This is a genomic window from Gymnodinialimonas sp. 202GB13-11 (assembly GCF_040932485.1).
GTDB classification, from domain to species: Bacteria; Pseudomonadota; Alphaproteobacteria; order Rhodobacterales; family Rhodobacteraceae; genus Gymnodinialimonas; species Gymnodinialimonas hymeniacidonis.
Map to the genome: position 1 here is coordinate 3,067,154 of NZ_JBFRBH010000001.1, position 26,178 is coordinate 3,093,331.

33 protein-coding genes are annotated in these 26,178 nt (G+C 61.0%); 11 read left to right on the plus strand and 22 right to left on the minus strand.

Annotated elements, in window-relative coordinates:
• Positions 1 to 11 precede the first annotated feature (11 nt).
• From V8J81_RS15670 to def (V8J81_RS15690), 5 genes are all read right to left on the minus strand, one after another.
• Complete coding sequence (locus tag V8J81_RS15670; protein ID WP_368476681.1) at positions 12 to 968, minus strand: L-malyl-CoA/beta-methylmalyl-CoA lyase; 957 nt, start codon at positions 966 to 968, stop codon at positions 12 to 14.
• A gap of 213 nt (positions 969 to 1,181) precedes the next feature.
• Positions 1,182 to 1,451 carry a hypothetical protein gene (locus V8J81_RS15675; protein ID WP_368476682.1) on the minus strand — a complete coding sequence of 90 codons (270 nt, stop codon included), beginning with the start codon at positions 1,449 to 1,451 and terminating at the stop codon, positions 1,182 to 1,184.
• Position 1,452: 1 nt separating this feature from the next.
• Positions 1,453 to 2,361, minus strand: coding sequence for a methionyl-tRNA formyltransferase (fmt, locus tag V8J81_RS15680; protein WP_368476683.1), 909 nt, complete (start codon positions 2,359 to 2,361; stop codon positions 1,453 to 1,455).
• A complete protein-coding gene (gene def, locus V8J81_RS15685; RefSeq protein WP_368476684.1) occupies positions 2,361 to 2,855 on the minus strand; it encodes a peptide deformylase in 495 nt (164 codons plus the stop codon). The genes fmt and def (V8J81_RS15685) overlap by 1 nt, the downstream gene beginning before the upstream one ends.
• A 66-nt stretch (positions 2,856 to 2,921) precedes the next feature.
• Positions 2,922 to 3,446 (minus strand): peptide deformylase, encoded by a 525-nt coding sequence (gene def, locus V8J81_RS15690; protein WP_368476685.1) that lies wholly within the window; start codon positions 3,444 to 3,446, stop codon positions 2,922 to 2,924.
• A 102-nt stretch (positions 3,447 to 3,548) separates the two neighbouring features.
• Here def (V8J81_RS15690) and V8J81_RS15695 point away from each other — a divergent pair, with 102 nt between their 5' ends.
• A complete protein-coding gene (locus V8J81_RS15695; RefSeq protein ID WP_368476686.1) occupies positions 3,549 to 4,718 on the plus strand; it encodes a MalY/PatB family protein in 1,170 nt (389 codons plus the stop codon).
• Here the strand turns inward: V8J81_RS15695 and V8J81_RS15700 are convergent.
• Genes V8J81_RS15700 through V8J81_RS15715 form a run of 4 tightly spaced genes read right to left on the minus strand, consistent with a single transcriptional unit; the run spans position 4,712 to position 7,553 of the window.
• Positions 4,712 to 5,584, minus strand: a complete 873-nt coding sequence (locus V8J81_RS15700; RefSeq protein ID WP_368476687.1) for a DMT family transporter — start codon at positions 5,582 to 5,584, stop codon at positions 4,712 to 4,714. The genes V8J81_RS15695 and V8J81_RS15700 overlap by 7 nt on opposite strands.
• Entirely contained in the window at positions 5,585 to 6,448 is an 864-nt protein-coding gene (locus V8J81_RS15705) for a hypothetical protein (protein ID WP_368476688.1), read from the minus strand. It abuts the gene before it with no gap.
• On the minus strand, positions 6,436 to 6,993 hold the full coding sequence (gene mobA / locus V8J81_RS15710) for a molybdenum cofactor guanylyltransferase MobA (protein ID WP_368476689.1): 558 nt from the start codon (positions 6,991 to 6,993) through the stop codon (positions 6,436 to 6,438). The genes V8J81_RS15705 and mobA overlap by 13 nt, the downstream gene beginning before the upstream one ends.
• The gene (locus V8J81_RS15715) at positions 6,990 to 7,553 is read right to left on the minus strand and encodes a hypothetical protein (RefSeq protein ID WP_368476690.1); all 564 of its coding nucleotides are present in this window, start codon (positions 7,551 to 7,553) and stop codon (positions 6,990 to 6,992) included. The genes mobA and V8J81_RS15715 overlap by 4 nt, the downstream gene beginning before the upstream one ends.
• A gap of 102 nt (positions 7,554 to 7,655) precedes the next feature.
• On the opposite strand from V8J81_RS15715, the gene V8J81_RS15720 reads away from it, so the two are divergent.
• Positions 7,656 to 8,390, plus strand: coding sequence for an AzlC family ABC transporter permease (locus tag V8J81_RS15720; protein WP_368476691.1), 735 nt, complete (start codon positions 7,656 to 7,658; stop codon positions 8,388 to 8,390).
• Complete coding sequence (locus tag V8J81_RS15725; protein WP_368476692.1) at positions 8,387 to 8,716, plus strand: AzlD domain-containing protein; 330 nt, start codon at positions 8,387 to 8,389, stop codon at positions 8,714 to 8,716. Before V8J81_RS15720 ends, V8J81_RS15725 begins: the two co-directional genes overlap by 4 nt.
• Here the strand turns inward: V8J81_RS15725 and V8J81_RS15730 are convergent.
• Positions 8,713 to 9,183 (minus strand): Lrp/AsnC family transcriptional regulator, encoded by a 471-nt coding sequence (locus tag V8J81_RS15730; protein ID WP_368476693.1) that lies wholly within the window; start codon positions 9,181 to 9,183, stop codon positions 8,713 to 8,715. The genes V8J81_RS15725 and V8J81_RS15730 overlap by 4 nt on opposite strands.
• 137 nt (positions 9,184 to 9,320) lie before the next feature.
• Here V8J81_RS15730 and ald point away from each other — a divergent pair, with 137 nt between their 5' ends.
• Entirely contained in the window at positions 9,321 to 10,439 is a 1,119-nt protein-coding gene (gene ald, locus V8J81_RS15735; protein ID WP_368476694.1) for an alanine dehydrogenase, read from the plus strand.
• 51 nt (positions 10,440 to 10,490) lie between these two features.
• Here the strand turns inward: ald and mscL are convergent, their stop codons facing one another.
• On the minus strand, positions 10,491 to 10,928 hold the full coding sequence (gene mscL, locus V8J81_RS15740; RefSeq protein ID WP_368476695.1) for a large conductance mechanosensitive channel protein MscL: 438 nt from the start codon (positions 10,926 to 10,928) through the stop codon (positions 10,491 to 10,493).
• Positions 10,929 to 11,084: 156 nt separating this feature from the next.
• Here mscL and V8J81_RS15745 point away from each other — a divergent pair, with 156 nt between their 5' ends.
• Positions 11,085 to 11,786 (plus strand): glutathione S-transferase family protein, encoded by a 702-nt coding sequence (locus V8J81_RS15745; RefSeq protein WP_368476696.1) that lies wholly within the window; start codon positions 11,085 to 11,087, stop codon positions 11,784 to 11,786.
• On the opposite strand, the gene V8J81_RS15750 is transcribed toward V8J81_RS15745, so the two are convergent.
• The 6 genes from V8J81_RS15750 to pheS form a co-directional block, all read right to left on the minus strand.
• Complete coding sequence (locus V8J81_RS15750; RefSeq protein WP_368476697.1) at positions 11,783 to 13,387, minus strand: GMC family oxidoreductase; 1,605 nt, start codon at positions 13,385 to 13,387, stop codon at positions 11,783 to 11,785. The two genes, V8J81_RS15745 and V8J81_RS15750, sit on opposite strands and share 4 nt — an antisense overlap.
• A gap of 48 nt (positions 13,388 to 13,435) precedes the next feature.
• The gene (locus V8J81_RS15755) at positions 13,436 to 13,885 is read right to left on the minus strand and encodes a YtoQ family protein (protein ID WP_368476698.1); all 450 of its coding nucleotides are present in this window, start codon (positions 13,883 to 13,885) and stop codon (positions 13,436 to 13,438) included.
• 148 nt (positions 13,886 to 14,033) lie between these two features.
• Entirely contained in the window at positions 14,034 to 16,439 is a 2,406-nt protein-coding gene (gene pheT, locus V8J81_RS15760) for a phenylalanine--tRNA ligase subunit beta (protein ID WP_368476699.1), read from the minus strand.
• A gap of 66 nt (positions 16,440 to 16,505) precedes the next feature.
• Positions 16,506 to 17,294, minus strand: coding sequence for a CE1 family esterase (locus tag V8J81_RS15765; RefSeq protein ID WP_368476700.1), 789 nt, complete (start codon positions 17,292 to 17,294; stop codon positions 16,506 to 16,508).
• A gap of 92 nt (positions 17,295 to 17,386) precedes the next feature.
• Positions 17,387 to 17,818, minus strand: coding sequence for a hypothetical protein (locus V8J81_RS15770; protein WP_368476701.1), 432 nt, complete (start codon positions 17,816 to 17,818; stop codon positions 17,387 to 17,389).
• A complete protein-coding gene (gene pheS / locus V8J81_RS15775; RefSeq protein WP_439649903.1) occupies positions 17,815 to 18,888 on the minus strand; it encodes a phenylalanine--tRNA ligase subunit alpha in 1,074 nt (357 codons plus the stop codon). The genes V8J81_RS15770 and pheS overlap by 4 nt, the downstream gene beginning before the upstream one ends.
• A 338-nt stretch (positions 18,889 to 19,226) precedes the next feature.
• Between pheS and V8J81_RS15780 the strand changes: the two genes are divergently transcribed.
• Genes V8J81_RS15780 through V8J81_RS15790 form a run of 3 tightly spaced genes read left to right on the plus strand, consistent with a single transcriptional unit; the run spans position 19,227 to position 20,757 of the window.
• Positions 19,227 to 19,403 (plus strand): hypothetical protein, encoded by a 177-nt coding sequence (locus V8J81_RS15780; RefSeq protein ID WP_368476702.1) that lies wholly within the window; start codon positions 19,227 to 19,229, stop codon positions 19,401 to 19,403.
• A gap of 4 nt (positions 19,404 to 19,407) precedes the next feature.
• Entirely contained in the window at positions 19,408 to 20,265 is an 858-nt protein-coding gene (locus V8J81_RS15785) for an OmpA family protein (RefSeq protein WP_368476703.1), read from the plus strand.
• A gap of 15 nt (positions 20,266 to 20,280) precedes the next feature.
• Positions 20,281 to 20,757 (plus strand): hypothetical protein, encoded by a 477-nt coding sequence (locus V8J81_RS15790; RefSeq protein WP_368476704.1) that lies wholly within the window; start codon positions 20,281 to 20,283, stop codon positions 20,755 to 20,757.
• A gap of 79 nt (positions 20,758 to 20,836) precedes the next feature.
• On the opposite strand, the gene rplT is transcribed toward V8J81_RS15790, so the two are convergent.
• Both rplT and rpmI read right to left on the minus strand, forming a co-directional pair.
• Positions 20,837 to 21,196, minus strand: a complete 360-nt coding sequence (rplT, locus tag V8J81_RS15795; RefSeq protein WP_339987467.1) for a 50S ribosomal protein L20 — start codon at positions 21,194 to 21,196, stop codon at positions 20,837 to 20,839.
• 12 nt (positions 21,197 to 21,208) lie between these two features.
• Entirely contained in the window at positions 21,209 to 21,409 is a 201-nt protein-coding gene (gene rpmI / locus V8J81_RS15800; protein ID WP_368476705.1) for a 50S ribosomal protein L35, read from the minus strand.
• A gap of 173 nt (positions 21,410 to 21,582) precedes the next feature.
• On the opposite strand from rpmI, the gene V8J81_RS15805 reads away from it, so the two are divergent.
• Positions 21,583 to 22,185 (plus strand): exopolysaccharide biosynthesis protein, encoded by a 603-nt coding sequence (locus tag V8J81_RS15805; RefSeq protein WP_368476706.1) that lies wholly within the window; start codon positions 21,583 to 21,585, stop codon positions 22,183 to 22,185.
• 53 nt (positions 22,186 to 22,238) lie between these two features.
• Here the strand turns inward: V8J81_RS15805 and V8J81_RS15810 are convergent, their stop codons facing one another.
• Both V8J81_RS15810 and pyk read right to left on the minus strand, forming a co-directional pair.
• The gene (locus tag V8J81_RS15810; protein ID WP_368476707.1) at positions 22,239 to 22,469 is read right to left on the minus strand and encodes a hypothetical protein; all 231 of its coding nucleotides are present in this window, start codon (positions 22,467 to 22,469) and stop codon (positions 22,239 to 22,241) included.
• Between the two features lie 2 nt (positions 22,470 to 22,471).
• Positions 22,472 to 23,920 (minus strand): pyruvate kinase, encoded by a 1,449-nt coding sequence (pyk, locus tag V8J81_RS15815; RefSeq protein ID WP_368476708.1) that lies wholly within the window; start codon positions 23,918 to 23,920, stop codon positions 22,472 to 22,474.
• Positions 23,921 to 24,094: 174 nt separating this feature from the next.
• On the opposite strand from pyk, the gene V8J81_RS15820 reads away from it, so the two are divergent.
• Both V8J81_RS15820 and V8J81_RS15825 read left to right on the plus strand, forming a co-directional pair.
• Positions 24,095 to 24,844: an N-formylglutamate amidohydrolase gene (locus tag V8J81_RS15820; RefSeq protein WP_368476709.1), complete on the plus strand. Its 750-nt coding sequence runs from the start codon at positions 24,095 to 24,097 to the stop codon at positions 24,842 to 24,844.
• A gap of 21 nt (positions 24,845 to 24,865) precedes the next feature.
• Complete coding sequence (locus V8J81_RS15825; protein ID WP_368476710.1) at positions 24,866 to 25,162, plus strand: DUF1244 domain-containing protein; 297 nt, start codon at positions 24,866 to 24,868, stop codon at positions 25,160 to 25,162.
• Between the two features lie 210 nt (positions 25,163 to 25,372).
• On the opposite strand, the gene yaaA is transcribed toward V8J81_RS15825, so the two are convergent.
• Positions 25,373 to 26,152, minus strand: coding sequence for a peroxide stress protein YaaA (gene yaaA / locus V8J81_RS15830; RefSeq protein ID WP_368476711.1), 780 nt, complete (start codon positions 26,150 to 26,152; stop codon positions 25,373 to 25,375).
• Between the last annotated feature and the right edge of the window lie 26 nt (positions 26,153 to 26,178).

Below are 26,178 nucleotides of genomic sequence, written 5' to 3' on the forward strand. Positions count from 1 at the left end.
AATCGCGCAGACTATCCAGCAAGCATTTCAGACTGTTTTACGATAACTTGAGCCTGTTTTATCGAAGCAATGTCTACGAGCCGACCCTTATAGACGGTCGCACCGGAACCGTCCGCCTTCGCCTGTTCCATGGCGGCAAGGATTTCCCGAGCCTCCGTGACGGCTTGCTCGGATGGCGTAAACACCTCATTCGCAAGGGCAATTTGCTTGGGGTGGATGGCCCATTTGCCGACCATGCCGAGGGTCGCGGAGCGCTTGGCCTGAGCGCGATAGCCATCGTCATCGGAGAAGTCGCCGAACGGCCCGTCAACGGGCAAAACGCCATGGGTCCGGCAGGCAGCCACGATCGCGGTTTGCGCCCAATGCCAGGGATCGGACCAGTGCTTCTGACCCTCGTGGAGCATATAATATGCTTCCTGCGTGCCACCGATGCCGGTGGTCTGCATCCCCATAGACGCGGCGAAATCAGCGGCGCCAAGGCTCATGGCCTGAAGGCGCGGGGAAGCGGCGGCGATCTGTTCAACATGGGCGATGCCGGCGGCACTTTCGATGATAACCTCAAACCCGATGGGTTTGCTGCGCCCCTTGGCGGCTTCAATCGCCGTCACTAGCGCATCAACTGCGTAAATGTCTGATGCGCAACCAACTTTCGGGATCATGATGATGTCGAGCCGGGAGGTGTCGGCCTCAAGAAGCTCTACCACATCACGGTACCAGTAAGGCGTATCAAGACCGTTGATGCGAACGCTGAGGGTCTTGTTGCCCCAATCGACACTCTGGATCGCCTCGATGATATTGAGCCGCGCCTGATCCTTGTCGGAGGGTGCGACGCTGTCTTCGAGGTCAAGGTTGATCACGTCTGCATTGGACGCTGCCATCTTTGCAAATAGCTTGGTGTTCGAGCCCGGGCCAAACAACTGGCAGCGGTTCGGACGGGCGACTGGGGCGGGTTGCAGGCGGAAGCTCATGGGCGGACCTCGGCGAAAGGATGTTTCGTACACGTTCGCCAGAGGGGTAGATTATTGCGCTGCGGCGTGCAAGTGCTGCGACGCAGAAAGCGGAATGACGGCCGCGAAATTGGGGATCGCAGCTATAATTTTCCTGTAGTGCATCCGTAGTTATTCCGTAACTACCAAAGGGCGCACATGTGCCTATGCAAACACAGTGTTCTGTGCGCGCGCTCAGCGGTCGCGCCGGTTCCGTTTGCGCCGATTGGCGGCATATTCTGTCGGAATGAGGATCAGCGCAGCGGCAGACCCCACCGCCGCATCGAAGCCGGGTGAGCCAAGCGAGAGACCGAAGGTTGACCGGACCATGAACAAGACAAAGACGGCCCCCAAGGCGATCAGAAGCGATGGCAGGATGCCGTTATGCGTCCAACCCCACTTCTCGGACAGGAAGGCCACGACACCGGCGATCATCATCGACCCGAAAAAAGCGAAAAAGCCCATCCTACTCTCCAATCCTGTCGCCGGGTGCGATCCGCGCCCCGCGCAACCAGTCTTCCGCCGCCATTGGCCCTTTGCCCTCTGGCTGGACCTGCGTGATTTCAACGGCCCCTTCGCCGCATCCGATTGTCGAACCGTCCATGACGATGCCGGCTTCACCCGAACCTGACGCCACTTGCGACTTCAGTAGTTTCACACGCTTTCCATTCACCATAGTCCACGCCCCAGGAAACGGGGAAAGACCACGGATCTGAGCATCTATATGGGCGGCGGGCTCGGTCCAATCCACCTTTGCCTCAGATTTGTCGATCTTTTGGGCGTAAGTGACGCCCTCTTCCGGCTGCTTCTGTGGTTGCAACGTTTCCAGTTTAGGCAGCGCTGCGCGGACGATTTCGGCCCCCGCGATGGAGAGTTTGTCGTGCAGCGTGCCAGCAGTTTCACCAGCGGCAATCGCGACCTCTTCCCGCAAAAGGACCGGGCCGGTATCGAGGCCTGCTTCCATCTGCATCAGGCAAACGGCAGTCGACTCATCGCCCGCCATGATCGCGCGCTGAATGGGCGCGGCCCCGCGCCAGCGCGGCAGATCGGAGGCGTGGACGTTGACGCAGCCAAGGCGGGGCGCATCGAGGATCGCCTGCGGCAGCAAGAGGCCGTAGGCAACCACGACCGCGACATCTGCATTGAAATCGGCAAAGGCGGCCTGTTCATCCGCCCCCTTGAGGCTGACTGGATGGCGCACGGGCAAACCAAGCGCATCGGCGCGCTGGTGCACCGGGCCGGGGCGTTCCTTCTTGCCGCGCCCTGCGGGGCGCGGCGGTTGGGAATAGACGGCCACAACTTCGTGCCCCTGATCGACGATCGCATCGAGGATCGGGACGGAGAAGTCCGGCGTGCCCATGAAGATTACGCGCATCAGCGAGCCTTTCTTGCCTTCTTGAGCAACATCTCACGCTTTACCTTGCTGAGATTGTCGAAATACATGCGCCCGTTGAGGTGGTCGATCTGGTGCTGCACGGACGTGGCCCAGAGGTCGACGAACTCCTGCCGCACGCGCACTCCCATATGGTCGGTGAAGGCGACAGTCACCCGTGCCGGGCGGGTGATCTTGGCCGACACACCGGCGAGATTGGGGGAGCCTTCGGGGTAAGTGCTCAGATCATCGGAGGCGGCGATGACCTCTGGATCCGCCATGCGGATGGCCTGCCCACGTTCATCACTTGCATCAACGACGGCGAGCCGCAGCATCACGCCAATTTGCGGCGCGGCAAGGCCAACGCCGGGCATGGCATCCATGGTCTCGATCATGTCGTCCCAGATCGCGCGATGCTCGTCCGTGATTGCACCAACGGGATCGGCAGGCGTGCGCAGGCACTTGTTCGGCCAGGGCAGGAAGGGGCGGGTGGGCATGGAGGTGTCTCCGACGGATGCAGCCCCTCCTCCGGCCATGGGGCCGTCCTCGCAGCTGCGATGCGCTTAGGCCTTTTCGGTGGCCTTGTTGCGTTTGAACTTGACCATCTTACGGGTGATCAACTGGCGCTTGAGCGGGCTGAGATAGTCGATGAACAATTTGCCATCGAGGTGGTCGATCTCGTGCTGGACGCAGGTGGCCCAGAGGCCATCGAACGTGTCTTCCTGCTCGGCCCCGTTCATATCAATCCAGCGCACAGTCACGGCTTCGGGCCGGGTCACGTCGGCGTAGATCTCAGGGATCGAGAGGCAGCCTTCCTCATAAACGTTTGTCTCGTCCGAGGAGGACACGACCTCAGGATTGAACATCGCCATCGGACGCGGGGGCGCACCTTCTTCCTTGACGCAATCGAGCACGATCAGGCGCAGTGATACGCCGATCTGCGGCGCCGCAAGACCAATACCGGGCGCGTCATACATCGTCGCCAGCATGTCGTCGGCCAGCGCACGCAATTCATCGGACACATCGTCGATGGGCGCGGCCACCTTTTTCAGGCGCGGGTCGGGGTGCAGGACAATCGGGCGTTTCATGGAGGCCCATGTAAGACAATCCTGCGCGCGAATAAAGGGCGTGGGGTTGCGGCCAAACCTGCGCACGCTAGGGTCCGATGCGACGCACGAAGGAGGCTATCCATGTCATTCGACGAAATCATCGACCGCCGCGGCACCCATTGCGTGAAATGGGACATGATGGAGACCCTTTACGGTGTGTCCCCGAATGATGGCGTGTCGATGTGGGTGGCAGATATGGATTTCCGCCCGCCGGGCTGCGTGCAGGATGCCGTGCAGGCGATGGTGGATCACGGCGTCTACGGCTATTTTGGCGATGACAGCAAATACCGCGCGGCGATTTGCTGGTGGATGGCAGAGCGGCACGGGTGGGAGGTTGATCCGGCGCATATTTTCTCGACCCACGGGTTGGTGAACGGCACGGCGATGTGCGTGGACGCGTTCACGAATGAGGGCGACGGTGTGGTGTTGTTCACGCCGGTCTACCATGCCTTCGCCAAAGTGATACGTGCCGCAAACCGCGATCTGCGGGAGTTGGAGATGGGGCAGGAGGACGGCAAATACGTTCTCGATTTCGAGGCCTTCGACGCGCAGATGACGGGTAACGAAAAGATGCTGGTGCTCTGCTCACCGCACAATCCAGGCGGGCGCGTTTGGACGCGGGCTGAGCTGGAGGGCGTGGCGGAGTTTGCAAAGCGGCATGACCTGATCATCGTATCGGACGAGATCCACCACGACCTTCTGATGCCCGGGCAGACGCATATCCCGATGACCAAGATCGACGGGATTGCGGACCGGCTCGTGATGATGACGGCGGCGACGAAGACGTTCAACATCGCAGGGTCTCATATCGGGAATGTCATCATCGCAGATGAAACCCTGCGGGCCCGTTTTGCGGCACGGATGGCGGCGTTGGGCATGTCTCCCAATTCTTTCGGCTTGTTCACGGTCACAGCCGCCTATTCGCCCGCAGGCGCTGAGTGGTTGGACAATCTGCGGGAATACCTCGCCGAGAATGCGCGGGTGTTCGACGAGGGGATCAACGCGATCCCCGGCCTGCGGTCGATGCCGCTTGAGTCAACCTACCTCGCTTGGGTCGATTTCGAGGGCACCGGCATGACGCGGGAGGAGTTCACGGATCGTGTAACAAACTCAGCCAAGATCGCCGCAAACTACGGGCCGACCTTCGGCAAGGGCGGCGACAGCTTCCTGCGGTTCAACATTGCCGCCCCGCGCGCAGTGATTGAAGATGCCGTGGCCCGGATGAAAACAGCGTTTGGCGATCTTCAATAACGGCGGCGTTGCAAACCAAGATAAAGGGCGAGGCTGCCGACCACGATGGCCCCGCCCACGAGCATCAGGGCCGTCGGCGCCTCACCAATGGCCAGCCAGACCCAGAGCGGCCCCAGCACGGTCTCCAGCAGCAAAAGCAGGCTGACATTCGCCGTGGCTGTGTGGCGTGAGGCGAGGGACAGGCAATAGAAGCTAATCGGCAAGACAAGGCCGCCGGTCACGATGATGGGCCAAAGGGTGATGCCGTCGAGTGATTGAACCGGCCCTGTCATGGTCAGGCCTGTGATGCCAGCGGCCAGTGCGCCAAGGCCGACAGCCAGGGGGATCGGGACAGTCTGGTGGTGCCGGATCAGCACGAAAGACAACGCGAGGCAAAGCGCAACCCCAAGGCCGAATGCCGCCCCGATCAGCGATGCCGTATCAAAGCCGACCCCTCCGGATTTGCCGAAGATCGCGACCGTCAGCCCTGCAAGAACGGCCCCGATGGTGAGCCATGTGGCACGGCCTGTGGCCTCTCCCATCAACAGCCACGACAGCAGGGCGGAAAGGATAGGCACCGTAGCGACACCTAGCAGAACGGGCGTGACCGGATAGCCAACGATGCCGAAGGTGAAGAGCGCACCGTTAACGGCCTGACAGAGCGCGATGGCCATGCCGCCGAGACTGAGGGACGCTGCCAAATCCGCACGCTTCTGGCGGCTTGTTGCAGCCCAAACGCCTAGCAAGACCAGCCCCATCAGGCTGGAGCGCCAGCCAAGCATCTGCACCCCTTCCATTCCCGACAGGCGCATCAACATGGCGTCTGGCGTCAGGACAAGCGCGCCGAAGGTGGCAAGGCCAAGGCCGTAAAGGGGGCCGCGTTGCATTCAATTCAGCCCTGCGATCAGGGCATCTTCATCGCCGAGACCAAGGATCCATCCCTCCTCTGCGTCGCCCTCCTGCAGCAGGTTGTTCAGATGCGCGGGATCGAGCCGTGAGAAGGCGCGAGCCACAAGACGCACCTGGGCCGCGTCGAGGATTTCGTCTTCGCGCAACCGCGCCTTGATCGTAGCGTCGATGAGGCCGGGATAGATCTCGGCCAAGACAATGGGGGTATCGGGCGACTGAAAGGGGCTGACGCTGAGCGTGTCGCCATAGCGTTGCCGAAGGTTGTGGAGGTGCGGGAGACCAAGCAGGACCTGCGACCCGACAGAGCCTGTGGTGAACAGCTTCCAACAGGGTTGCGCGCGGGGTAATTCGCGCTCCACCGCGCGGCGTTCGGGCATGCCATGGCCGTGACGTGCGGTGCCCTTGGCGGGCAAAGTGTCGGTCTCACGCGCCGCCGGGCAGCCCCAGAAGGGACCGACACCGGGGAACAATCTGTTCAGCCCTTCGGCCACGTCGAACCGGTTGTTGCCGTTGGCTTTGTCATCCTCGATCACATCGTCCAGATAGGCCCAAAGGTTTAACGGATCGTCCGAGCCGCACACGGCCCGCGCGAAACTGCGTGGATAGCCGAACGGAAAGTCGAACCCCGCCAGCACGCGGCGGCCTGCCCGCAACTCACCATCCAGCAGCCCCGTGAGCGCGCGCATGGCAGCGTGGCGGGTGCGGTGGTAAGTCACCGCTTCTCGCCCATTCCGGCTGATGCCAACGAAAATCGCATCCTTGGTGGGTTTGGCAGGCGATGGCTTGGACCTTGCAGACCAATCGACCATGACGATGGTGTCGAAGCCCTTCATCCCAGCCAAGCTTCCGCTTGGGCGAGGTCTTCGGCGGTGTTCACGTTGAAGAAGGGCGGTGGGACGGTCTCAGGGAAGCGGATGCGCGTGACAGTGTGCTCAGCCGCCCAATCCGTTACTTTACGCGTTCCACGATCAAGCGCTTGGGCCAGATCGGCGGACAAATACACCGGCCAAAGTGCTGTGGTTCCGTGCAATCCGTCTTGGGTTTCAGCCACAGCGATGCCCGGGCCTTCCGACAAACGACCGACCAGATCGGCGGGCAAAAAGGGCGTGTCCACCGCAACCGTCAGCACATTGTCCGCACCAAGGCTTTCAGCCCATGTCATCGCCGCCAGAATGCCGCCAAGCGGGCCTAGGCCCGGCACCTTATCGGCAATGACCGGTAGCGACCCAAGCGGGTCCGGCCCGTTGATCACCAATTCACTCACCTGCGGCGCGAGCCGGTCATGGACATGCCGCCACAAGGGCTTTCCCGCCAATAGGCGCTGCGCCTTGTCCCCGCCGATGCGACGGCCCTGCCCGCCTGCGAGGATGACACCGGGAACAGTCATTCCTGCGCTGCCGCTTGCCATGCACGCATGTTTGCCAAGGCTTCCTTCGCCTCTTCCATCGAGGCAAACCCGCTCAAGGGAATGGAGGTCCAGGCAAATCCGGCCATGACGAGAATGAAGGCCGGGTGGACGTCGATCCGGTCAATGTCAGCCCAAGCCAAGCTCGTCTGCGTTTGCCCTGCGACGACGCGGACAGAGTCCTCTGAAATCAAAACGTGAGCGCTTGCTTGCATCGAATCTGTGCAATAGGCGCGCCAAAAGCGGCGGGTATTGGCCGCATTCAGCCAGGCATAAACCACAACAAAGGCAACGATCCCGGTAAGGATCGGAACGAATGCCGCAAACTGGGGGGCGAAATCTGCCGCCTGAAGCAAGGGAAAGAGCCACAGAAACATCAAACCGGCACAGCATCCCGCAGCTAACAGGTAAACCAACCACCCTAGAAACGCGCTGTTCGCGGCGGCATTTGCGCGTTCTAACATGATGGTCTCGGCGGCGGCGCTGGCTTGCGCCATTGCATCAGGGTCACCGGGCCCCTCTATCCTGTAAGTCACCGTCATTTCACGCAATCCCTTTGGTGATCATCCAGATCAACAGGCTTCATTTGCATCCCCTGATAGCCGGATTTAAGGCGATGCATAGCGTCAGGAGTAATCGACACCATGGCCAGTGCCAACTCATCCCGATCCGCGTTCTTGCAGGGCGCCCGCGATGCAGGCCCGTTCCTGCTTGTCGCCGGGCCGTTTGGGGCCTTGTTCGGGGTCGTGGCGACCGAGGCGGGGCTTAACATCGCGCAGGTCATGGGGTTTTCGGTTGTGGTGATCGCGGGTGCGTCACAGCTGGCGGCGTTGCAGTTGATGCTGGATCAGGCGCCTGCGGTGATCGTGCTGTTGTCAGCCATCGCGGTGAACCTGCGGATGGCGATGTATTCGGCCTCTCTCGCGCCGCATCTTGGGGCGGCTCCGTTATGGAAGCGGGCTTTGGTGGCGTACATGAATGTCGACCAGACCTACGCCGTGTCTGTCCTGAAGTACGAAGACGCGCCAGAGATGAGCCTGGCGGAGAAACTCGGTTATTTCTTTGGCACCTGCGTGCCGATCATCCCGGTCTGGATCATCGCCACTTATATCGGCGCGCGCCTTGGCGAAGTGATCCCGAGTGACTGGGACATTGCGTTCGCGGTGCCGGTGGCGTTCCTCGCCATGGTCGCCCCGGCCCTGCGTACGGCGGCTCATGTGGCGGCGGCCTTTGCGTCTGTCGTGTTAGCCATCGTGTTTGCTGGATTGCCATACAATCTTGGCCTGATGCCTGCGGGCATTGGCGCCATGATCGTGGGGGCCGAGGTTGAACGCCGGATGGGCGCGCGGTTTGTGCCACCTACGGGGGGCAGCAAATGATCGGTTGGACGGGTACGGAAATCTGGCTGATCATTGTGGCGCTTGGGGTGGCGACTTACACGATCCGCTTTTCCTTTCTGGGGCTGATCGGCAACCGGGAGCTGCCCGATTGGCTGTTGCGCCACCTGCGCTACACCCCCGTTGCAATCCTGCCCGCCCTCGTCACGCCCGGTGTGCTTTGGCCTGAGGGTAGCGACGGAAGCCTGAGCTTGCCGCATATTGCATCGGCTGTGGTGGCGCTTGGCGTTGGCTATTGGCGCAAGAGTGCAGTCTTGGCGGCAGTCTGTGGCGTGTTGGCGTTCGTCGGGCTGAACGCGCTTCTCTAGACAGGCAGCGCGGTTGTCTTGAACACCGTCTTCAACGCAAAGCTTGATTGCATCTGCGCCACGCCGGGCAGGCGTGACAGGTGCTGGCGGTGAATACGGGCGAAATCCTCAGAGTCCCGTGCGACAACTTTCAGTAGATAATCCGCCGTGCCCGCCATCAGATGGCATTCAAGAACGTCGGGAACGCGCGCGACGGCCTTTTCGAACGCATCAAGAATTTCGTCGGATTGGCCTTGCAACTTGATCTCGACGAATACAGTCGTCACACGCCCGACCGCGCGGGGGTTGAGAAGCGCGACGTAATCGCGGATCACCCCTGATGCTTCCAGCCGCTGGACGCGCCGGTGGCAAGCGGAGGGGGACAGGTTCACGCGCTCGGACAATTCCGCATGGGTCATGCGGCCCTGCCGCTGAAGCACTCGAAGAATCGCGGCATCTGTGTCGTCTAGTTCCTGCTCAGCGCTCATCTCTCTCAATATCCCATAATACTACGCACACTTCTTGCATTGATTACGCTAACAGCGGGCGTTTTTTCAAAGTAATTCCGCCACCTCAGGCGCATTCTCCGGTCACCGCAGTGACCTGTCCAAAGGAGGAGTGGACCATGCACATCGGCTGCCCAACAGAGATCAAGCCTCAGGAATTCCGCGTGGGGCTGACCCCTGCCGCCGCGCGCGAAGCGATTTCGCATGGCCATACCGTCACGATGCAGGCTGGCGCTGGTGAGGGGGCGGGGTTTTCCGATGAGCATTACCGCACCGTGGGTGCTGCCATCGCAGACAGTGCTGAAGCCATCTTTGCCGACGCCGAGATGGTCGTGAAGGTGAAGGAGCCGCAGGCGGTTGAGCGCAAGCAATTGCGCGAGGGGCAGATCCTGTTCACCTACCTCCACCTTGCCCCGGACCCGGACCAAACGCGCGACCTGCTCGACAGCGGGGTGACGGCAATAGCCTATGAAACCGTCACGGACGCGGCAGGCGGTTTGCCTTTGCTTGCCCCGATGTCGGAAGTGGCCGGTCGCCTTGCGCCTCAGGTCGGATCCTGGGCATTACAAAAGGCTAATGGCGGGCGCGGCGTGTTGATGGGCGGCGTGCCCGGAGTCGGCCCGGCAGAGGTCGTCGTGATCGGCGGCGGCGTCGTGGGCACTCAGGCCGCGCGGGTGGCGGCGGGTATGGGCGCGGATGTGACGATCCTTGATCGGTCCCTGCCCCGGCTACGTTACCTTGATGACACATATCGCGGCGCGTTCAAGACGCGCTATGCCAGCGCCGATGCAACGGCCACGCTGATCCAGACCGCCGATCTGGTCATTGGTGCGGTCCTCATCCCCGGGGCTGCCGCGCCGAAACTTGTGACCAAGGCGCAGCTTTCGACGATGAAGCCCGGTTCGGTGATCGTGGATGTCGCCATTGACCAAGGTGGCTGCTTTGAGACGTCGAAGGCCACCACGCATCAGGACCCGATCTACGAAGTCGACGGCGTCGTGCATTATTGCGTGGCGAACATGCCTGGGGCCGTGGCGCGCACCTCGACGCTGGCCCTTGGCAACGCAACCATGCCGTTCATGCTGGCCTTGGCGGATAAGGGCTGGCGGCAGGCCTGTGCTGACGATCCGCATTTGATGGAGGGGCTGAACACCCATGCCGGCAAGCTGACGAATTATGCCGTGGGTAAGGCCCTTGGGATCGACGTGTTGTCGCCTTCACTGGCGATCAAAGGCTGAAACGAAAAAGGGCCGGGAAATGCCCCGGCCCTTTCCGTGTTTTGCGGAAATTCAGCTTTGCGCCTTCAACGCATCGCGGATTTCGGCCAGCAGCTCTTCTGCGGTGGGGCCTGCGGGCTCTTCCGGGGCCGCCTCTTCTTCGGGGCCTTCCGCAGCCGCTTTGACCTTGTTGACGTAACGCACAAGCATGAACACCACGAAGGCAATGATCAGGAAGTTGATGATCGCCATGATGAACGAGCCATAGGCAAAGACACTGGCCCCGGCCTCGCGCGCCGCTTCAAGCGAGGCACCTTCCGGCACTTCGCCCGCCAGCACGGCATAGTTATTTGTGAAATCCAGCCCGCCGGTGAACAAGCCGATGATCGGGTTGATCAGGTCGCCCACCAGCGACGTGACGATGGCGGTAAAGGCCGCACCGATAATGATACCGACGGCCATATCCATAACATTGCCCTTGGCAATGAAGTCCTTGAATTCTGAAAGCATGTGGTCGCTCCACCCAGTCCTGTTCCGTAATATGGGCGGCATCCGTTGGTGCGCACGCGCACAGGCCCCCCTCTAGCGCGTGTAGAAAGACCGGTCTGGCGCAACGTTTCAAGGGGAACTATCTGCAATAGGTCACATTCCGCCATGAGGTAAACCATGAGCACGCTTGAGAATTTCGAAATCAACAGCCGGTGGACGGCGCAGGACCCGTCGGTGATCCAGCTCTACTCCTTCCCCACGCCCAATGGTGTGAAGGCCTCTATCGCGCTGGAAGAGATGGGCCTGCCCTATGAGGCGCATCGCGTAACGCTGTCCGACAGCGACGTGAAAAGCGATGAGTTTCTGTCGTTGAACCCCAACAACAAGATCCCTGCGCTGATTGACCCCAACGGACCGGATGGGGAACCGATTGCGCTTTGGGAATCCGGTGCCATCCTGATCTATCTTGGCGAGAAAACGGGCAAGTTCATTGGCCGGACGGACGCTGAGAAGTATCAGATCATCAAGTGGGTCATGTTCCAGATGGGTGGCCTTGGCCCGATGTTCGGCCAGCTTGGCTTCTTCGTGAAGTTCGCAGGTTCTGAGATCGACGATCCGCGCCCACGTGAGCGCTATGTGGCCGAGGCCAAGCGCCTGTTGAACGTTTTGGAAGGCGAATTGGCGGATAAGGAGTGGATCGCAGGCGATTACTCGATTGCCGACATGGCGATTGGCCCATGGCTGGCGGCGCTCGATTTCTACGGCGCGAAGGAGCTTGTGGGTTGGGACGGCCTGAAAAACGTACCCGCCTATCTTGAGCGTTTCCTCGCCCGTCCGGCCGTTCAGAAAGGCCGCGTCACTCCGCCGCGCGAAGACTAAGCGAGCCCTCGGATCAGATCAGCGGCCTTTTCGGCCATCGCAATGGTGGGGGCATTCGTGTTCCCACCGATCAGCTTCGGCATGATCGAGGCATCGACCACACGTAGCCCGTCGACGCCGCGCACCCTGCAGGCCGGGTCAACCACGGCCATATCATCCACGCCCATCTTACAGGTGCCAACGGGGTGATAGATCGTGTCTGCACGGGCGCGAATATCAGCTTCCAACGCTGCATCGCTGCCGTCGTGGGAGTAGAAGCGCTCGCCCCGCCAAGGGGCAAGCGGCTCGCCCTCAAGCACCTGCTCCATCAGACGCGCGCCCTTCATCATGCTTTCAAGATCACGGCTGTCACTCAGATAAGCAGGGTCAATTCGGGGCGGCTTGCGGAAATCGCTGTTTTGTAGCCCGACATGACCAACGGAATGGGGCCTGAGCACACAGAGATGGCAGGAATAGCCATCCACGAAATGCAGCTTGCGCATGTGCTGATCGACGATGCCGACGACAAAATGCATCTGAAGGTCGGGCCGGTCGAGGCTCGAATCACTTTTCACAAACGCGCCCGCTTCGGCCATGGGGGAGGCGAACAGGCCCGCCCCCGTCTTGCGCCATGCCAGACCCGCCTTCGCCAGACGCATCAGGCCAGCCGGCCCCAGCCCCACGACATCTTTCCGTTTGGACCTGTAGGAGATGACGTAATCGAGGTGGTCTTGCAGGTTCTGACCCACACCGGGCAGGACATGGACGGGGGCGATGCCATGGCGTTGCAATTCATCCTCGGGTCCGATACCCGACAGCATCAGAAGCTGTGGCGACCCGAAAGCACCCGCGCTCAGGATCACCTCCCGCCGTGCCTTGAGAGTCGTCGGAATGCGCCGCTCCCACACCCGCACGCCGGTTGCGCGCCCGTCTTCAACGAGGATCCGTTCGACGGTGCTGCGCGTCAGGACTCGCAGGTTCGGGCGATCCATCACTGGATGCACATAGGCCGCCGCTGCTGAGCATCTCTCCCCTTTGCGCGGGCCATCATGGAACTGGGTGACGTGGTAGTATCCCGCCCCGTCCTGTCGCGCGCCGTTGAAATCGTCCGTGCGCGGGATCTGCGCCGCTTCGCTAGCGTCAAGGAAGGCTTCACTAATGGGAAGCGGCGCAGATTGGCTTCGCACCTGTAGAGGGCCATTATCGGCGTGATAATCGGTGTGACCGCCCTCAAACCCCTCAGCCCGCAGGAAATAGGGTCGCAGGCTCTTCCAATCCCAGCTCTCGCAACCGCGATTGGCCCAGTCATCATAATCGCCCGGATGCCCCCGCACGTAGAGCATGGCATTGATCGCCGAGGACCCACCCAACGCCTTGCCGCGTGGCTGAAATCCGCGCCGGTTGTTCAGACCCGGCTGCGGCTCGGTATGGAACGCCCAGTTGTTGATCTTTGGGCGGCCCGACACCATCGCGGCCACCAAGGCCGGCGCCCTGATAAAGATGTCGCGGCCCTGCCCCCCCGCTTCGACCAAGCAAACAGAGACGCTCGGGTCTTCCGACAGGCGCGCAGCCAACACAGACCCGGCCGAGCCGCCACCGACGATGATGTAGTCAAATTCCATGTGCCGCAGACTACGCGCCATGCCGCTCCACGGAAACAGAACGTGGCGTCAGCCCGGCAACGAACCGCTCAGGACATAACGCAGGATCTGCACCACCTGCTCGGGCTCTTCCGCCACGGCCAGTGCTGCCGCGTGCACCTCTTTCAAGGGATGCTGATGCTCCGGCATCGACAGCACGATGATCGGCTTGCCCAATGCGCTGGCATAACCTGCGTCAAACGCCGCGTTCCACTGTTTGTATTTTTCGCCAAACCGTACGACGACCACATCGGCATTCTCGATCCCGTGGCGGGTGCGGATCGCGTTAACCATGGCGCCCTTATGGTCGTGCCAATACTTGTTCGGCTCTTCCCCGAGGATCGCCACGCCGCAATCATCGCTGGCCGCATGGTCGGTGACAGGGCCCGAGAACGACAAGTCCAAATCGGCAGAGCCGTCCACAATACGCTCCCGCCAATCGGTGTGAATCTCTCCCGACAGATAGACATTCAGCGTCATCGCGCTCTCCTTCCACTGGTTTCAAATACTCAAAAAGGCGCACCGGCCAATCGAGCAGAGCTAGCCCGCCTTCGAAAAACGCCCACCACATGCGCTGCAATTTTCCTTTGGAAAATTGCCTCCGGCGACCGCGAAGCGGGCGCAATCCCTAGCCGCGCAACGTGCCGCCGGTGGCCTTGCTGACCTTCTCGACGATCTTCACACCGACTGCTTCAATCTCTTCCTCGGTCAGCGTCTTGTCCGTTGGCTGCATCCGCACCGTGATTGCCAAAGACTTCTGGCCTTCGCCAAGCGAGCCGCCGATGAATTCATCGAACACGCGCACCTCTTCGATCAGGGCCTTGTCGGCACCCGCCGCAGCGTTGACCAGATCGAGCGCGGCCACATCTGCCGCCACGACGAATGCGAAATCCCGTTCCACGGCTTGCAGATCAGCCATCGTCACCGCCCCACGGCTGGCGCTTGCCTTGCGCGGCATCGGCACCTCTTCAGGGAAGATCGTGAAGGCCATGGCAGGGCCTTTGACATCCATCGCGTCCAGCACTTTCGGATGTAATTCGCCGAAGATGCCAAGCACCTTCTTCGGCCCAAGGCAGATCATCCCATGCCGGCCAGGATGCCACCATTCGCGAGCACCGCGCAGGATTTGCGCCTTGGCAGGTGCACCGATTGCCGCCAGCACAGCCTCCGCATCCGCCTTCACGTCGAACACATCGACGCTGCGCCGTGCGCCGTGGGGGTCGCGTGGGCCTGTTTGGCCGATCAACAGGCCGCTCACCATCAGATGCTGCTCACCGGGCTCACCGCCATGGAACGCCGCGCCGACTTCAAACAGGGCCATATCCATCATGCCGCGTGCCTGATTGCGCGCCGCCGCCTGCAACAGGCCCGACAAAAGCGCAGGCCGCATGTGCGACATCTCGGACGAGATCGGGTTCTCCAGCATCACGTCATCGGTGCCGCCACCGAACAACTCAGCCGAGGCCTTGTCGATGAAACTGTAGGTCACGCATTCGTTGTACCCGAGCGCCGCCGCCGTCCGCCGCGCGCTGCGTTCGCGCAGCTGCATCGGCGTCAGAACAGGCGCGGGCACGCCGGGCTCGCGCGGCAAGGGCTGCGGCTTGAGACCGGTTAGAGAGGTCACACGCGCGACTTCTTCTACAAGGTCAGCCTCTCCATGCACGTCACGCCGCCAAGATGGCACCCAAACCTCCAACGTGTCGCCAGATCCAGACGCGCTGAATCCAAGGGCGGTCAGGATGCGGACCTGTTCGTCTCGGGCAATCTCCATGCCGACAAGGCTTTCGACGCGTTTGGGGTCGAGCGTGTAGCTGCGCGCGGTTTGCGGCGCGGCACCAGCCTCCACAACCTCGGACGCCTCGCCTCCACAGAGATCGAGCACCATCTGCGTCGCGGCCTCAAGGCCGGGGCGGGTATATTCAGGGTCCACGCCCCGCTCAAACCGGTAACGGGCGTCGGAATTAATCTTCAATTCACGGCCAGTATAGGCAATGCGCACAGGTTCCCACCACGCGGATTCGAGGAAGACGTTGACGGTCTCCTCGGTGCAGCCCGTCTCGGCCCCGCCCATCACACCGGCGATGCTTTCGGGGCCATTATCATCGGAAATCACGACCTGTCCGGCGACGAAGGTGTAGTCTTTGTCGTCCAATGCGGTGATCGTCTCACCACCCGCCGCGCGATGGACACGCAGGTTCCCCGCGACCTTGTCAGCGTCGAAGACGTGCAGAGGGCGGTTCTGGTCGAAGGTGAAGAAGTTGGTGATGTCGACAAGCGCGGAAATCGGGCGCAGGCCAATCGCGCGCAAGCGATCCTGCAGCCACTCCGGGCTGGGGCCGTTCTTCACGCCACGGATCAACCGCCCGGTGAAATGCGGGGCGTCGTCCAGCGTATCGGCGTCAATCGTCACGTTGATCGGGCACGGGAAGGTGCCGGGCACCTCTGTCGGGTTGTGCGCCTTGAGCGTCCCAAGCCCCCGCGCTGCAAGATCGCGCGCGATGCCGTGGACGCCAAGCGCGTCCTGCCGGTTTGGCGTGATGGCGATTTCGATCACGGGATCGACCTTGGCGGGGTCGTTCTCGGCCAGCCAATCGACAAAACGGTCACCCACCTCACCGCTCGGTAGCTCGATGATGCCGTCATGCTCGTCTGACAGCTCAAGCTCGCGCTCAGACGCCATCATGCCAAAGCTCTCGATGCCCCGGATCTTGCCCACACCAATCGTCGTATCGATGCCGGGCACGTACATGCCGGGCTTGGCGAGGACCACGGTGATCCCCTCGCGCGCATTGGGCGCGCCGCAGATGATCTGCTGCATGCCTTCGTCGGTCTCGACCTGGCACACCCGCAGGCGATCTGCGTCGGGGTGCTTCTCGGCCGACTTCACCTTGGCGATGGTAAAATCCTTGAGCCGCGCGGCGCGGTCCTCCACCTCTTCCACCTCAAGCCCGAGGTCGGTGAGGGCTTCCAGGATATCATCAAGGCTCGCCTCGGTTTCGAGGTGATCTTTCAGCCAGGAGAGAGTGAACTTCATAATGGGCCCCAGGGGTCGAATTCATCGGCCCCGGACATGGCAAAGAATGCCTTCAGACACAAGCCATCAGGGGTAGCTGTTGGGCAATCCCAGCAGTTCGTCGAGCTGCCGTGCGATCCAGCCGTGGGGGATGAAATGCCCGCCGGGATGGGTGTCGAGCGCAACCCGGCCCGTGTCGCACACCCATTCAGTGCGGGTGAGCGTGAGGAACGAACGCTGCTGCCACTCGCCGATGACCTCGCCCTCACTGCAGCCCATCGCCTCACGCCAGAGGGCGACGGGGTGATCGGTTTCGCCGTTTGGTCCGAACGGGAAGCGCAGGACGGTGTCGTCAAACCCATAGACCTGCCGCGCGTTTTGGGGATGGGTTTGGCAATCGGTGGATTGTGGCAGGGCGCCGGAGATCGCCAGAAGCGCTGCGATGTCAGCCCCGTCTTCACAGACAAACCGCCATGCCATCCGGGCGCCGTAGCTGTAGCCGGACACGAATATCTGCTCGGGATCGATGGGGTAGCTACTGGCAACATCGTCCAGCACCGCGCGGGCGAACGGCACGTCCGGCGAATTGGCGGTGCGGAACGTCCATGTCCCGTTATTGCCGTTGGGGGCGACCAACAGCACACCGCGCCGTTCCGTCGCCCCGGCGATCCGGGCATGCTGAACGATCAGCGTGCCTTGCCGTTGCCAACCATGGAAATGCAGCAGGACGGGGAGTGGGGTTTCGCCATCCCATCCCTCAGGTTCAAGGACGTGGTAAGACCGATCCCCGAGTTCGCACGGGGTTTGCCCAGTGCACGCATTGGCTTGGCTGACAAAGGCAATAAGCAGGAAGGCGACAGAGAAAAGCGTTTTCATGGGCTTGAAGTTGCCCGGTGCGCTGGCAGTGTCAATTCACGGATCGGTCAGTTGTAGGAAGTCGGGCTGGAAGTAACCTGCACCCGTGGTCGTTAGCGCCCTTCAAAGCCGAGCCAATACATCAATTCAACCGTTACTATGATCATGATGAAGGGAAATATGTATATAATGAACACAGGCACAATGACCGTTCGAAACTTGATCTTGAACCAGTTCCAGTTGCGCAGCGTAACCCGCCTGATCGGCGTATTGTTACGATGCCACTTTATCCTGTCGCGCCCGGCCCGAAGGAGCCGGACGGTCAAGCCAGCGTCAGTTCTCCAAATCCTGACAAACCCACGCTCCGCCATCTGATCCAAGTGGAATAGAGTATCGTTTTCGCGTTTCGCGACATCGTCGTAGAGCGGAATAGGCGTGTCGTCTGCGCCAGCATTCGTCTTGAGGCTTTCATGTGTCCAGCGTTGTGTGCCTGCCTCCTGAATCAACAGAAGCAGCTGCCGCTCAACCTCCAGATCGTACCTCACACCCCTGCGTGCACCGTCGGGACCTCAAGCGCTGCAAATCCATAGTGGCGCAGCCACCGCAAGTCGCTTGCGAAGAAGTCGCGCAGGTCGGGGATGCCGTATTTCAGCATCGCAATCCGGTCGATGCCCATGCCAAACGCGAAGCCCTGGTACTTGGACGGGTCGATCTTGCCGGCCTCAAGCACCTTGGGGTGGACCATACCGGAGCCCAGGATTTCCAACCAATCGTCACCCTCACCAACCTTCACTGTGCCGCCTTCGAAGCTGCATTGAATGTCGACTTCGGCCCCCGGTTCCACAAACGGGAAGTGCGAGGCGCGGAAGCGGGTTTTGACGGCGACACCGAAGAAGGCGGAGTAAAACTCTTCCAGCACCCACTTGAGGTTCGCCATGGAGATGTCTTCACCCAGAACCAACCCCTCGACCTGATGGAACATCGGTGTGTGGGTCTGGTCGTAATCGGCGCGATAAACACGGCCCGGCGCAATGATGCGGCAGGGCGCGCCGTGCTGTTCCATATGGCGGATCTGCACGGGGCTGGTATGGGTGCGCAACACATGCGGCGGGCGATTATCGCCCTCCTTCCGGTGCGTATAAAACGTGTCCATCTCGGCCCGCGCGGGGTGGTGGCCGGGGATATTGAGCGCGTCGAAATTGTAGAAATCCGTCTCGATCTGCGGACCTTCCGCGACAGAGAAACCCATATCGGCGAAGATTGCCGTGACCTCTTCCATGACTTGTGACACCGGATGAATGGTGCCTTGACGGCGCGGACGCGACGGCAAGGTCACATCCAGCCATTCCGCCTTCAGTCGCTCATCAAGCGCCGCATCGGCCAGACCGGCCTTCTTCGCAACGATCGCCGCGTTGACCTCATCCTTCAGCGCGTTCAGCGCGGGGCCGGCAACCTGACGCTCTTCCGGGGTCATCTTGCCCAACTCGCGCATTTTCAGGCTGATCTCGCCCTTTTTGCCCAGGGCCGCTACACGAAACTCTTCCAAAGCGCCTTCATCTGTGGCCCCGCCGATGCGGTCCAGCCAGCTTTTGCGAAGATCGTCCAAGCCGTCCATTTTTGCGCGCTCCATCAAGAAGAATTCCGGCCTGTCCCCTACCAGAGCGGCCCCGGATTGCAAGCCAGCGCAGCGGTCGCGCCCCATTCTCGCCACATTTGGCCCCATTTCAGATCACTCGCTGATTTGGCGCATCCAATGGCCACCTTCCGCCTGTAAAAATTGACCAAAACGTAATCCCGCGCGGCCACGCAAAAAGGTTAACGGCGGCATTCCTGCAACAGCGCGAACGCTCCGATTGCCCTAAATGCGTCAAATCGTTGACTGAAATGAGGCTTACCCTCAGTTTGCATACCAAGCCGGACAAAAAAACACCGGCAAACATTGGGCAGGAACACGTGAGTAAGTTGATCTCAGAACGGTCGAAATCCGACCCGTCTGGTGCACTATATGCGCCAGAAGCCGTCGCCGGTATGCGCGGCGGGATCGCCACATCCACAGATCAGCAACGTGTGTCCGCAACGGGTCAAATCCGCATGCGCCGTGAATTGGCGTGCGGACACAATACGGAGTAGAGTTATGGCGATCTTCAATAAGCGTCGCAAAGCCGACGAGGCACGGGAAGAGGCGGGACAGCGCCTTGCACATGCCGCACGCCGCGCCGATCATTACCGCAAGCTGGTGGCGACGCCGTCGGTTCTTGCCGCAGCAGGCTTGTTCACCCTTTCAGGCATTGCCGGTGGTTTCCTTGCAACCGGTCAAACCGCAGCGGTTCGCACGCCAGCCGCACCAGTGCAGCCCGCCGTTGTTCCTGTCGCAGCCGTGCCCGAGGCACCGATGCCGCCGACGCTGATCGACATGACCGGCGCAGATGCCGAAACGGCAAGCGTCGTTCCAGTGGCACGCCCGGCTGAACTTGAGGCAGTGCTGGACCTTGCCGAAGCAAGCGCGGACGCCACGCCCGAGGAACCGGAAGAGCAAATTTTCACCTCCCTTTCGATTGATGCGGCAACGGGACGGGAAGAACGGCGGGCAATCCGCCCTGCCCTGACCGAAGCGCAGGCGGAGGTGTGCCGGGAGAACTTGGCAGCCGCCGCAGATCGCCTGTCGGTTCGGTTCTCGGCCAGCTCTACTGACGCAGCACCTGAGGATCTTGATGCCGCCTTCTCGTTCGCAGAAGGTGTAGCAAGCTGTGCAGGCCTTCGCATCCTGGTACGCGGCCATGCCGATGCCACCGGAGACGAGACGCAGAACCTCTTGCTGTCTTGGGAACGGGCCGAAGCCATCATCGAGGCAATCGAGGCGGCTGGCCACGACACATCGATTTATGAACCCGTCGGCTATGGGTCGCGTCAACTTCTGAGCGATGCCCCTGCAGAACAAGCCGAAGCCCTCAGCCGCCGCGTTGAATTCGCGGTCGTGCCCTTGCGTCAGTAACAAAGGACAAACGGTATGCCACTTCTTTTGAACCTCACCCTTGTCCTCGTGCTGATCGCCTCGGCGGGCGTCGGGGGCTATCTTCTGGCCCGCGCGCATTTCACTGCGACCATCGCGAACCGTGTTCTGGCCTATCAGGCCCGTCTGGCACGGGCGAACCGCGACACCAAGCAAGCCCATAAAGACATTGACCGCCTCACAGCCGAGGCTGATGTCCTGAAGGCCGATCTGGAGCGTTCGCGCGAAAGCCTGGAACGCTATGAGACCGCCTTGTTTGAGGCACAGCCCGCGGCAGCGGCACCCACCACCATGGTTGCCCCAGCTCCTGTTGAGGTCGCGCCGAGCCCCGAAATGCCGCTGGAACAGCAGGCCGAGGCTTATATCCAGCACGTCGGCGGCTATGACGATTTTGAGCGCTCCAGCGGCATGGAAGAGGCCGAGCCGGTTGCGGTTGACCCCCATCCCCATACGCTGAGCCGCGCGATCGCCTGATCGCCAGCGCCAAAGAAAAAGAAAACCCCCGCCGAGCAGATCGCCCGGCGGGGGTTTTTCGTTTCGGAAAGCGTTTCGCTTAGAGCGCAGCTTTGGCCTGATCTACAATGGCACCGAATGCTTCGGGCTCATGCACGGCCAGATCAGCCAGAACCTTGCGGTCCACTTCGATCCCGGCTTTCGCCAGACCGTTGATGAAGCGGCTGTATGTCAGCGCCTCATCATGGGCGCGGACAGCGGCGTTGATACGCTGGATCCACAGGGCGCGGAACTGACGCTTGCGGGCCTTACGGTCACGCGTGGCGTACTGGTTCGCCTTGTCGACGGCCTGCGTGGCGGTGCGGAAATTCCGCGAACGTGCGCCATAATAACCTTTGGCCGCGTCAAGAACCTTCTTGTGGCGGCGATGAGTGACGGTTCCACCTTTGGTACGGGACATATCCGGTTCTCCTTAGCGGTCGTAGGGCATGTAGGATTTGGCGATCTTGGTGTCGGGAGCAGACAATTCGCTTGTCCCCCGAGCATTGCGGAGGAACTTGTTCGTCCGCTTGATCATCCCGTGCCGCTTACCGGCCTGACCGGCGAGTACCTTACCGGTGCCCGTCACTTTGAAGCGCTTCTTGGCGCTCGACTTCGTCTTCATCTTCGGCATTTCCAACTCCTCAAGTCTTACGAGTGGTTCGGGCGCGTCGCGGCATGCCGTTTTAGGCCGGACGCACCGTTCGGAAGCTGCCGCATAAAGCCAATCCCGCCGTCTGACAAGAGGAGTCTGCATAGGCAATGGGTTCTTGATGAAAGCAGTGTGGCCGCATAGGTCGGAGCGCAATGGAAGAGACGACCACATCTGATGCCGAGGCACCGCCCGCATCCCTACCCGAGATCATTGACCGGGTCCTTCAGGCCGCTGAGGCCGAAACCACAGACATCCGTGCGATCCTGCATTCCTTCGGTCGAGCCAGTTTCACTCCGGTATTGCTTCTGCCCGCCATCGCCGTGGCCACGCCGCTCAGCGGTATACCCCTGTTCTCGTCCCTGATGGGGATCTTCATCGCAATCGTATCCGCGCAGATGCTTGCCCGCAGACGACACCTCTGGCTGCCGAATTTCATCCTGTCGCGTCGGATCAGCGGGGAAAAGCTACGCGCTGCCTTCAACTGCATTCGCCCAACCGCCGTCTGGATTGATGCCCGCACCGCCAAGCGCCTCCGCCTATTGTCGCGTAGGCCGTTGATTTTCATCCCGCAGCTGATCTGCCTGCTGTCAGGGCTGCTGATGCCGTTCCTGGAATTTGTGCCATTCTCTTCTTCTGTCGCAGGCCTCGGCGTGGCGATCCTCGCCCTTGGCATGTTGGCCCGGGACGGCGTGGTTATTCTGCTGGGGTTGCTGCCATACGCGGGCGTGGCCTGGCTGATCCTGCGCGTCATCTGAAGCGTAAGATGACTCTCTGCGCCCAATAAGGCTCCTGAGATCGAGCAGCCGTTCTAATTTACCACACGTGCAGCGACCGAGATGAAAGCGTTGGGCACATCCAGCGGCGTAAGCCCATCGGTCATCTCAAAATGCAGGTAGGCGAAAAGACCAATCGCAATGCTGAACGAGATCATGGACAGCCAAGGCCAGCGTTTGACTGTCCAGGCCCCGATGATGGACGAGAAGGAGAAGACCGCCACAATCGTGGCGATCACCAGAAGAATATCTGGCGTGACCTCCAAACCTATTCCAGCTCGGACGCGTAGATCAGGCGCTCATCACATGGGGCAATCCGCAGAATGTTGGTCGAGCCGGATTGGCCAAACGGCACACCTGCGGTCACAACGATCAGGTCCGACTGATCCGCCAGCTTTTCTTCAGTTGCTGCACGCACGGCGTTGATCACTGCTTCTTTGAAACGGCCGACGGTACCGACTTTGACGCAATGGCAGCCCCAGGTCAGGCACATACGGCGCGCGGTCGCCTGGCGGCTGGTGAGCGCAAGAATAGGGACGTTAGGACGCTCACGCGCGGTCAGCGCGGCGGTGGAGCCACTTTCCGAGAAACAGCAGATCAGCTTGATGTTCGTCGTCTCGGCGATTTCCCGTGCGGCGGAGACGATCGCGTCGGCCACGGTGTCCTTGTCGCCGCCACGGGACGCTTCGATGATATTGCGGTAGGTCGGGTCGTTTTCGACCTCCTTGGCCACGTTATTCATCGTGGTCACTGCCTCAATCGGGTAGTCACCTGCTGCCGATTCCGCACTCAGCATCACGGCGTCTGCACCTTCGTAGATCGCGGCCGCGACGTCCGACACCTCAGCGCGCGTTGGCATGGGCGACTCGATCATCGATTCCAGCATCTGAGTGGCCACGATTACGGGCTTGGCGGCATTCCTGCATTTGCGCACAAGGCGCTTCTGGATCGGCGGCACGGCCTGCACCGGGCATTCAACGCCCAGATCGCCGCGCGCAACCATGATCCCATCAGAGGCCTCAAGGATCGCTTCGAAATTCTTCACGGCTGCGGGCTTTTCGATCTTCGACAGGATCGCGGCGCGGCCTTTGGCCAATGCGCGGGCTTCCTCAACATCATCGGGGCGTTGCACAAAGGACAGCGCCAGCCAGTCCACCCCAAGCTCGCATACGAATTCCAGATCCTTGCGATCTTTCTCGGACAACGCTGCCAGGGGCAGAACCACGTCCGGCACGTTCACGCCCTTTCGGTTGGAGATGCGACCACCGGCCAGTACCTCGCAATTGGCATAATCAGTGCCACACTCCAGAACCTTCACCCGGATCTTGCCGTCATTCACCAGAAGTGTTGCGCCGGGCTCCAATGCATCGAAGATTTCCTTGTGGGGAAGCTGGACGCGGGTCTCATCGCCCGGGGTGTCATCAAGATCGAACCGGAACGATCCGCCGTCTTCCAGATCATGGCCTTCGTCATTGGCGAACACGCCGCAGCGCAGTTTCGGGCCTTGAAGGTCGGCGAGGATGGCGATGGGACGGCCCAGATCGACCTCAATCTGGCGAATGATGGCGTGGCGCGCTGCAATTTCTTCGTGATCGCCATGGGACATGTTCAGGCGGAACACATCGGCGCCCGCCTCGTTCAGGGCGCGGATCATCTCATAGTCGTTGGACGCGGGTCCAAGTGTGGCGACGATTTTGACGTTGCGGTCGCGTTTCATGGATTTTTATCCCCCAGGTCCCGTGCATCCGCCTGAAAACAGGCATGTTGGCGCTATCATTCAACAGTCGCGCCTCTATTGACGCAAATCATCGCGCGGAACAACCGCTGACCGGCTGGTCTTTGACGATGCGGCGATTTACGCAGGCGTGAAGCATTCCATTGCGACAGAGGCATGACAAGCAAGATGGGCGAGGCCTTTACTTTGACCGGCGCAGACCGGACTGGGCGGTGGGTGGTGACCTGCGACCATGCCAGCAATGCCGTGCCATCTGAAGTCGCCAATGGCGATCTGGGGCTACCGCGGACTGACATGGAGCGCCACATTGCTTATGATGTTGGGGCGATGGGCGTGGCGCTGGCTTTGGGGGAGGCCCTTTCCGCACCCGTTGTCGCCTCCACCTTCTCTCGACTAGTTATTGATCCGAACCGGGGGGAGGATGATCCGACCCTTTTGATGCAGGTCTACGACGGCTCGATCATCCCTGCCAATCGCGGTGCAACGCCTGATGAAATCGAACGGCGGTTAGAGCTTTTCCACCGCCCCTATCACCGTACGGTCGCCGAGGTGCTGGACGCCCGTGAGGATCCGCTGATCATCTCCATCCACAGCTTCACCCCACAATTCGTGGGGCGCCCGCCGCGCCCTTGGCATGTGGGTGTCCTTTATGCCGAAGACCGAAGGCTCGCCGTTCCGCTGATCGACCGGCTGATTGTGGAGGGCGATTTGTGTGTCGGGGACAATCAACCCTATTCTGGGCACCTACCAGGCGACGCGATGGATCGGCACGGGGTGCAAGCGGGGCGGAAGCATGTGCTGATCGAGGTCCGCAATGATCTGATCGAGACACCTGGGCAACAGGATGTATGGGGCAAGCGGCTGGCACGGGTGCTTGAAGACACGCTGGCGCACGCCGATCTATGATTTGAACAGGAGGAGGTCTTTATGTCTGAGCCGACCCAAACCGAATTGGAAGCCGCCGCGTTCCGGCGCCTTCTGAAGCATCTGGATGAGCGCAAAGATGTCCAAAATATAGACATGATGAACCTGGCCGGGTTCTGCCGGAATTGTCTGAGCCGTTGGTATGCCGAAGAGGCCGCCGCGCGGGGTGTGGAGATGGACAAGGAAGCTGCGCGGGAGGTGGTTTACGGAATGCCCTACGCGGAGTGGAAGGCGAAGTATCAGACCGAGGCGAGCGCGGATCAAAAGGCTGCGTTTGAGGCATCGAAGCCGGATCACTGATCGCAGCTCCTCCTCGAGCCTTGCGGCTCTCCTCGCAGCTGAGAGTTGATTTGCTCACGCGTGAGCAGGGGGTCCATATCGTTGATTTTGCGGCAGTTTCTGCAAACTGTTTACGTTTCACTAACCGTGAATAAATGGGGGCGCTACCCCCGTCGCCAAAGGCTCCTCCCCCGGGATATTTTAAGCACATGGAAGACGGGGGTTGCGCGCTCAGGCGGCGGCTTTTGCCTTGGCCTCGGTGCGGAAGAAGGCAGGCTTGCCCGGCGCGCTGAGATCGGGGGCATGTTCATAGCCGCCGGTGTCGAATTCGAGGATCTGGTCTGCTGACGTCAGGCGGCGTTCGACGATAAAGCGGGCCATGGCACCGCGGGCCTTCTTGGCGAAGAAGCTGACGATCTTGGGGCCGTTTGGTTTGTCTTCGAAGAACTGCGGGGTGATGATGTCGAGATTCAGGGCCACTTGATCCACGGCGCTGAAATATTCGACCGAGGCGCAGTTCACGAGCGTATCTGTACCTGTGGCCTGCGCCTGTTCATTCAGCGCCTCTGCGATGCGCGGGCCCCAATAGGCATAGAGATTGGCCCCTTTGCGGGTCTTCAGGCGGCTGCCCATTTCAAGGCGATAGGGACGGATCGCGTCGAGCGGGCGCAGCAGGCCGTATAGGCCTGACAGAATCCGCAGGTGGTCTTGCGCGTAGGCCATGGTGTCGGGCTCAAAGCTTTGCGCCTCCAGCCCCGTATAAGTGTCACCGGCAAAGGCCAAAGCGGCGGGGCGTTCGCCTTCGGGCGCGTCCTCAAAGGCCTTGAAGCGGTCCGCGTTCAGCTTGGCGAGATCCGGGCTGATATCCATCAGCTTGGACAGGTCTTTCTGGCTGAGCCGTTTGGCCACGCGCGCCAGTTTCACCGCGTCATTGGCGAAATCGGGCGCCGTCATATTTATGGAGCGTTCCGCCCAATCGAGGCGTTTGGCGGGTGAGATCACGGTCAGCATGGGCGGTCCTCCTTTCGGTTGGATGT

Excerpts from the sequence above, each read along its gene's own strand:
- V8J81_RS15825 (WP_368476710.1), top strand. The coding sequence starts at position 24,866 with ATGTCTGAGCCGACCCAAACCGAATTGGAAGCCGCCGCGTTCCGGCGC.
- V8J81_RS15720 (WP_368476691.1), top strand. The coding sequence starts at position 7,656 with ATGGCCAGTGCCAACTCATCCCGATCCGCGTTCTTGCAGGGCGCCCGC.
- V8J81_RS15700 (WP_368476687.1), bottom strand. The coding sequence starts at position 5,584 with ATGCAACGCGGCCCCCTTTACGGCCTTGGCCTTGCCACCTTCGGCGCG.
- yaaA (WP_368476711.1), bottom strand. The coding sequence starts at position 26,152 with ATGCTGACCGTGATCTCACCCGCCAAACGCCTCGATTGGGCGGAACGC.
- V8J81_RS15675 (WP_368476682.1), bottom strand. The coding sequence starts at position 1,451 with ATGGGCTTTTTCGCTTTTTTCGGGTCGATGATGATCGCCGGTGTCGTG.
- V8J81_RS15745 (WP_368476696.1), top strand. The coding sequence starts at position 11,085 with ATGAGCACGCTTGAGAATTTCGAAATCAACAGCCGGTGGACGGCGCAG.
- V8J81_RS15755 (WP_368476698.1), bottom strand. The coding sequence starts at position 13,885 with ATGACGCTGAATGTCTATCTGTCGGGAGAGATTCACACCGATTGGCGG.
- fmt (WP_368476683.1), bottom strand. The coding sequence starts at position 2,361 with ATGCGCGTAATCTTCATGGGCACGCCGGACTTCTCCGTCCCGATCCTC.
- pheT (WP_368476699.1), bottom strand. The coding sequence starts at position 16,439 with ATGAAGTTCACTCTCTCCTGGCTGAAAGATCACCTCGAAACCGAGGCG.
- pheS (WP_439649903.1), bottom strand. The coding sequence starts at position 18,888 with ATGGACGGCTTGGACGATCTTCGCAAAAGCTGGCTGGACCGCATCGGC.
- rpmI (WP_368476705.1), bottom strand. The coding sequence starts at position 21,409 with ATGCCGAAGATGAAGACGAAGTCGAGCGCCAAGAAGCGCTTCAAAGTG.
- V8J81_RS15695 (WP_368476686.1), top strand. The coding sequence starts at position 3,549 with ATGTCATTCGACGAAATCATCGACCGCCGCGGCACCCATTGCGTGAAA.
- V8J81_RS15820 (WP_368476709.1), top strand. The coding sequence starts at position 24,095 with ATGACAAGCAAGATGGGCGAGGCCTTTACTTTGACCGGCGCAGACCGG.
- pyk (WP_368476708.1), bottom strand. The coding sequence starts at position 23,920 with ATGAAACGCGACCGCAACGTCAAAATCGTCGCCACACTTGGACCCGCG.
- rplT (WP_339987467.1), bottom strand. The coding sequence starts at position 21,196 with ATGTCCCGTACCAAAGGTGGAACCGTCACTCATCGCCGCCACAAGAAG.
- V8J81_RS15730 (WP_368476693.1), bottom strand. The coding sequence starts at position 9,183 with ATGAGCGCTGAGCAGGAACTAGACGACACAGATGCCGCGATTCTTCGA.
- def (WP_368476684.1), bottom strand. The coding sequence starts at position 2,855 with ATGCCCACCCGCCCCTTCCTGCCCTGGCCGAACAAGTGCCTGCGCACG.
- ald (WP_368476694.1), top strand. The coding sequence starts at position 9,321 with ATGCACATCGGCTGCCCAACAGAGATCAAGCCTCAGGAATTCCGCGTG.
- mscL (WP_368476695.1), bottom strand. The coding sequence starts at position 10,928 with ATGCTTTCAGAATTCAAGGACTTCATTGCCAAGGGCAATGTTATGGAT.
- V8J81_RS15805 (WP_368476706.1), top strand. The coding sequence starts at position 21,583 with ATGGAAGAGACGACCACATCTGATGCCGAGGCACCGCCCGCATCCCTA.
- V8J81_RS15750 (WP_368476697.1), bottom strand. The coding sequence starts at position 13,387 with ATGGAATTTGACTACATCATCGTCGGTGGCGGCTCGGCCGGGTCTGTG.
- mobA (WP_368476689.1), bottom strand. The coding sequence starts at position 6,993 with ATGACTGTTCCCGGTGTCATCCTCGCAGGCGGGCAGGGCCGTCGCATC.
- V8J81_RS15725 (WP_368476692.1), top strand. The coding sequence starts at position 8,387 with ATGATCGGTTGGACGGGTACGGAAATCTGGCTGATCATTGTGGCGCTT.
- V8J81_RS15670 (WP_368476681.1), bottom strand. The coding sequence starts at position 968 with ATGAGCTTCCGCCTGCAACCCGCCCCAGTCGCCCGTCCGAACCGCTGC.
- V8J81_RS15715 (WP_368476690.1), bottom strand. The coding sequence starts at position 7,553 with ATGACGGTGACTTACAGGATAGAGGGGCCCGGTGACCCTGATGCAATG.
- V8J81_RS15785 (WP_368476703.1), top strand. The coding sequence starts at position 19,408 with ATGGCGATCTTCAATAAGCGTCGCAAAGCCGACGAGGCACGGGAAGAG.
- V8J81_RS15765 (WP_368476700.1), bottom strand. The coding sequence starts at position 17,294 with ATGAAAACGCTTTTCTCTGTCGCCTTCCTGCTTATTGCCTTTGTCAGC.
- V8J81_RS15790 (WP_368476704.1), top strand. The coding sequence starts at position 20,281 with ATGCCACTTCTTTTGAACCTCACCCTTGTCCTCGTGCTGATCGCCTCG.
- def (WP_368476685.1), bottom strand. The coding sequence starts at position 3,446 with ATGAAACGCCCGATTGTCCTGCACCCCGACCCGCGCCTGAAAAAGGTG.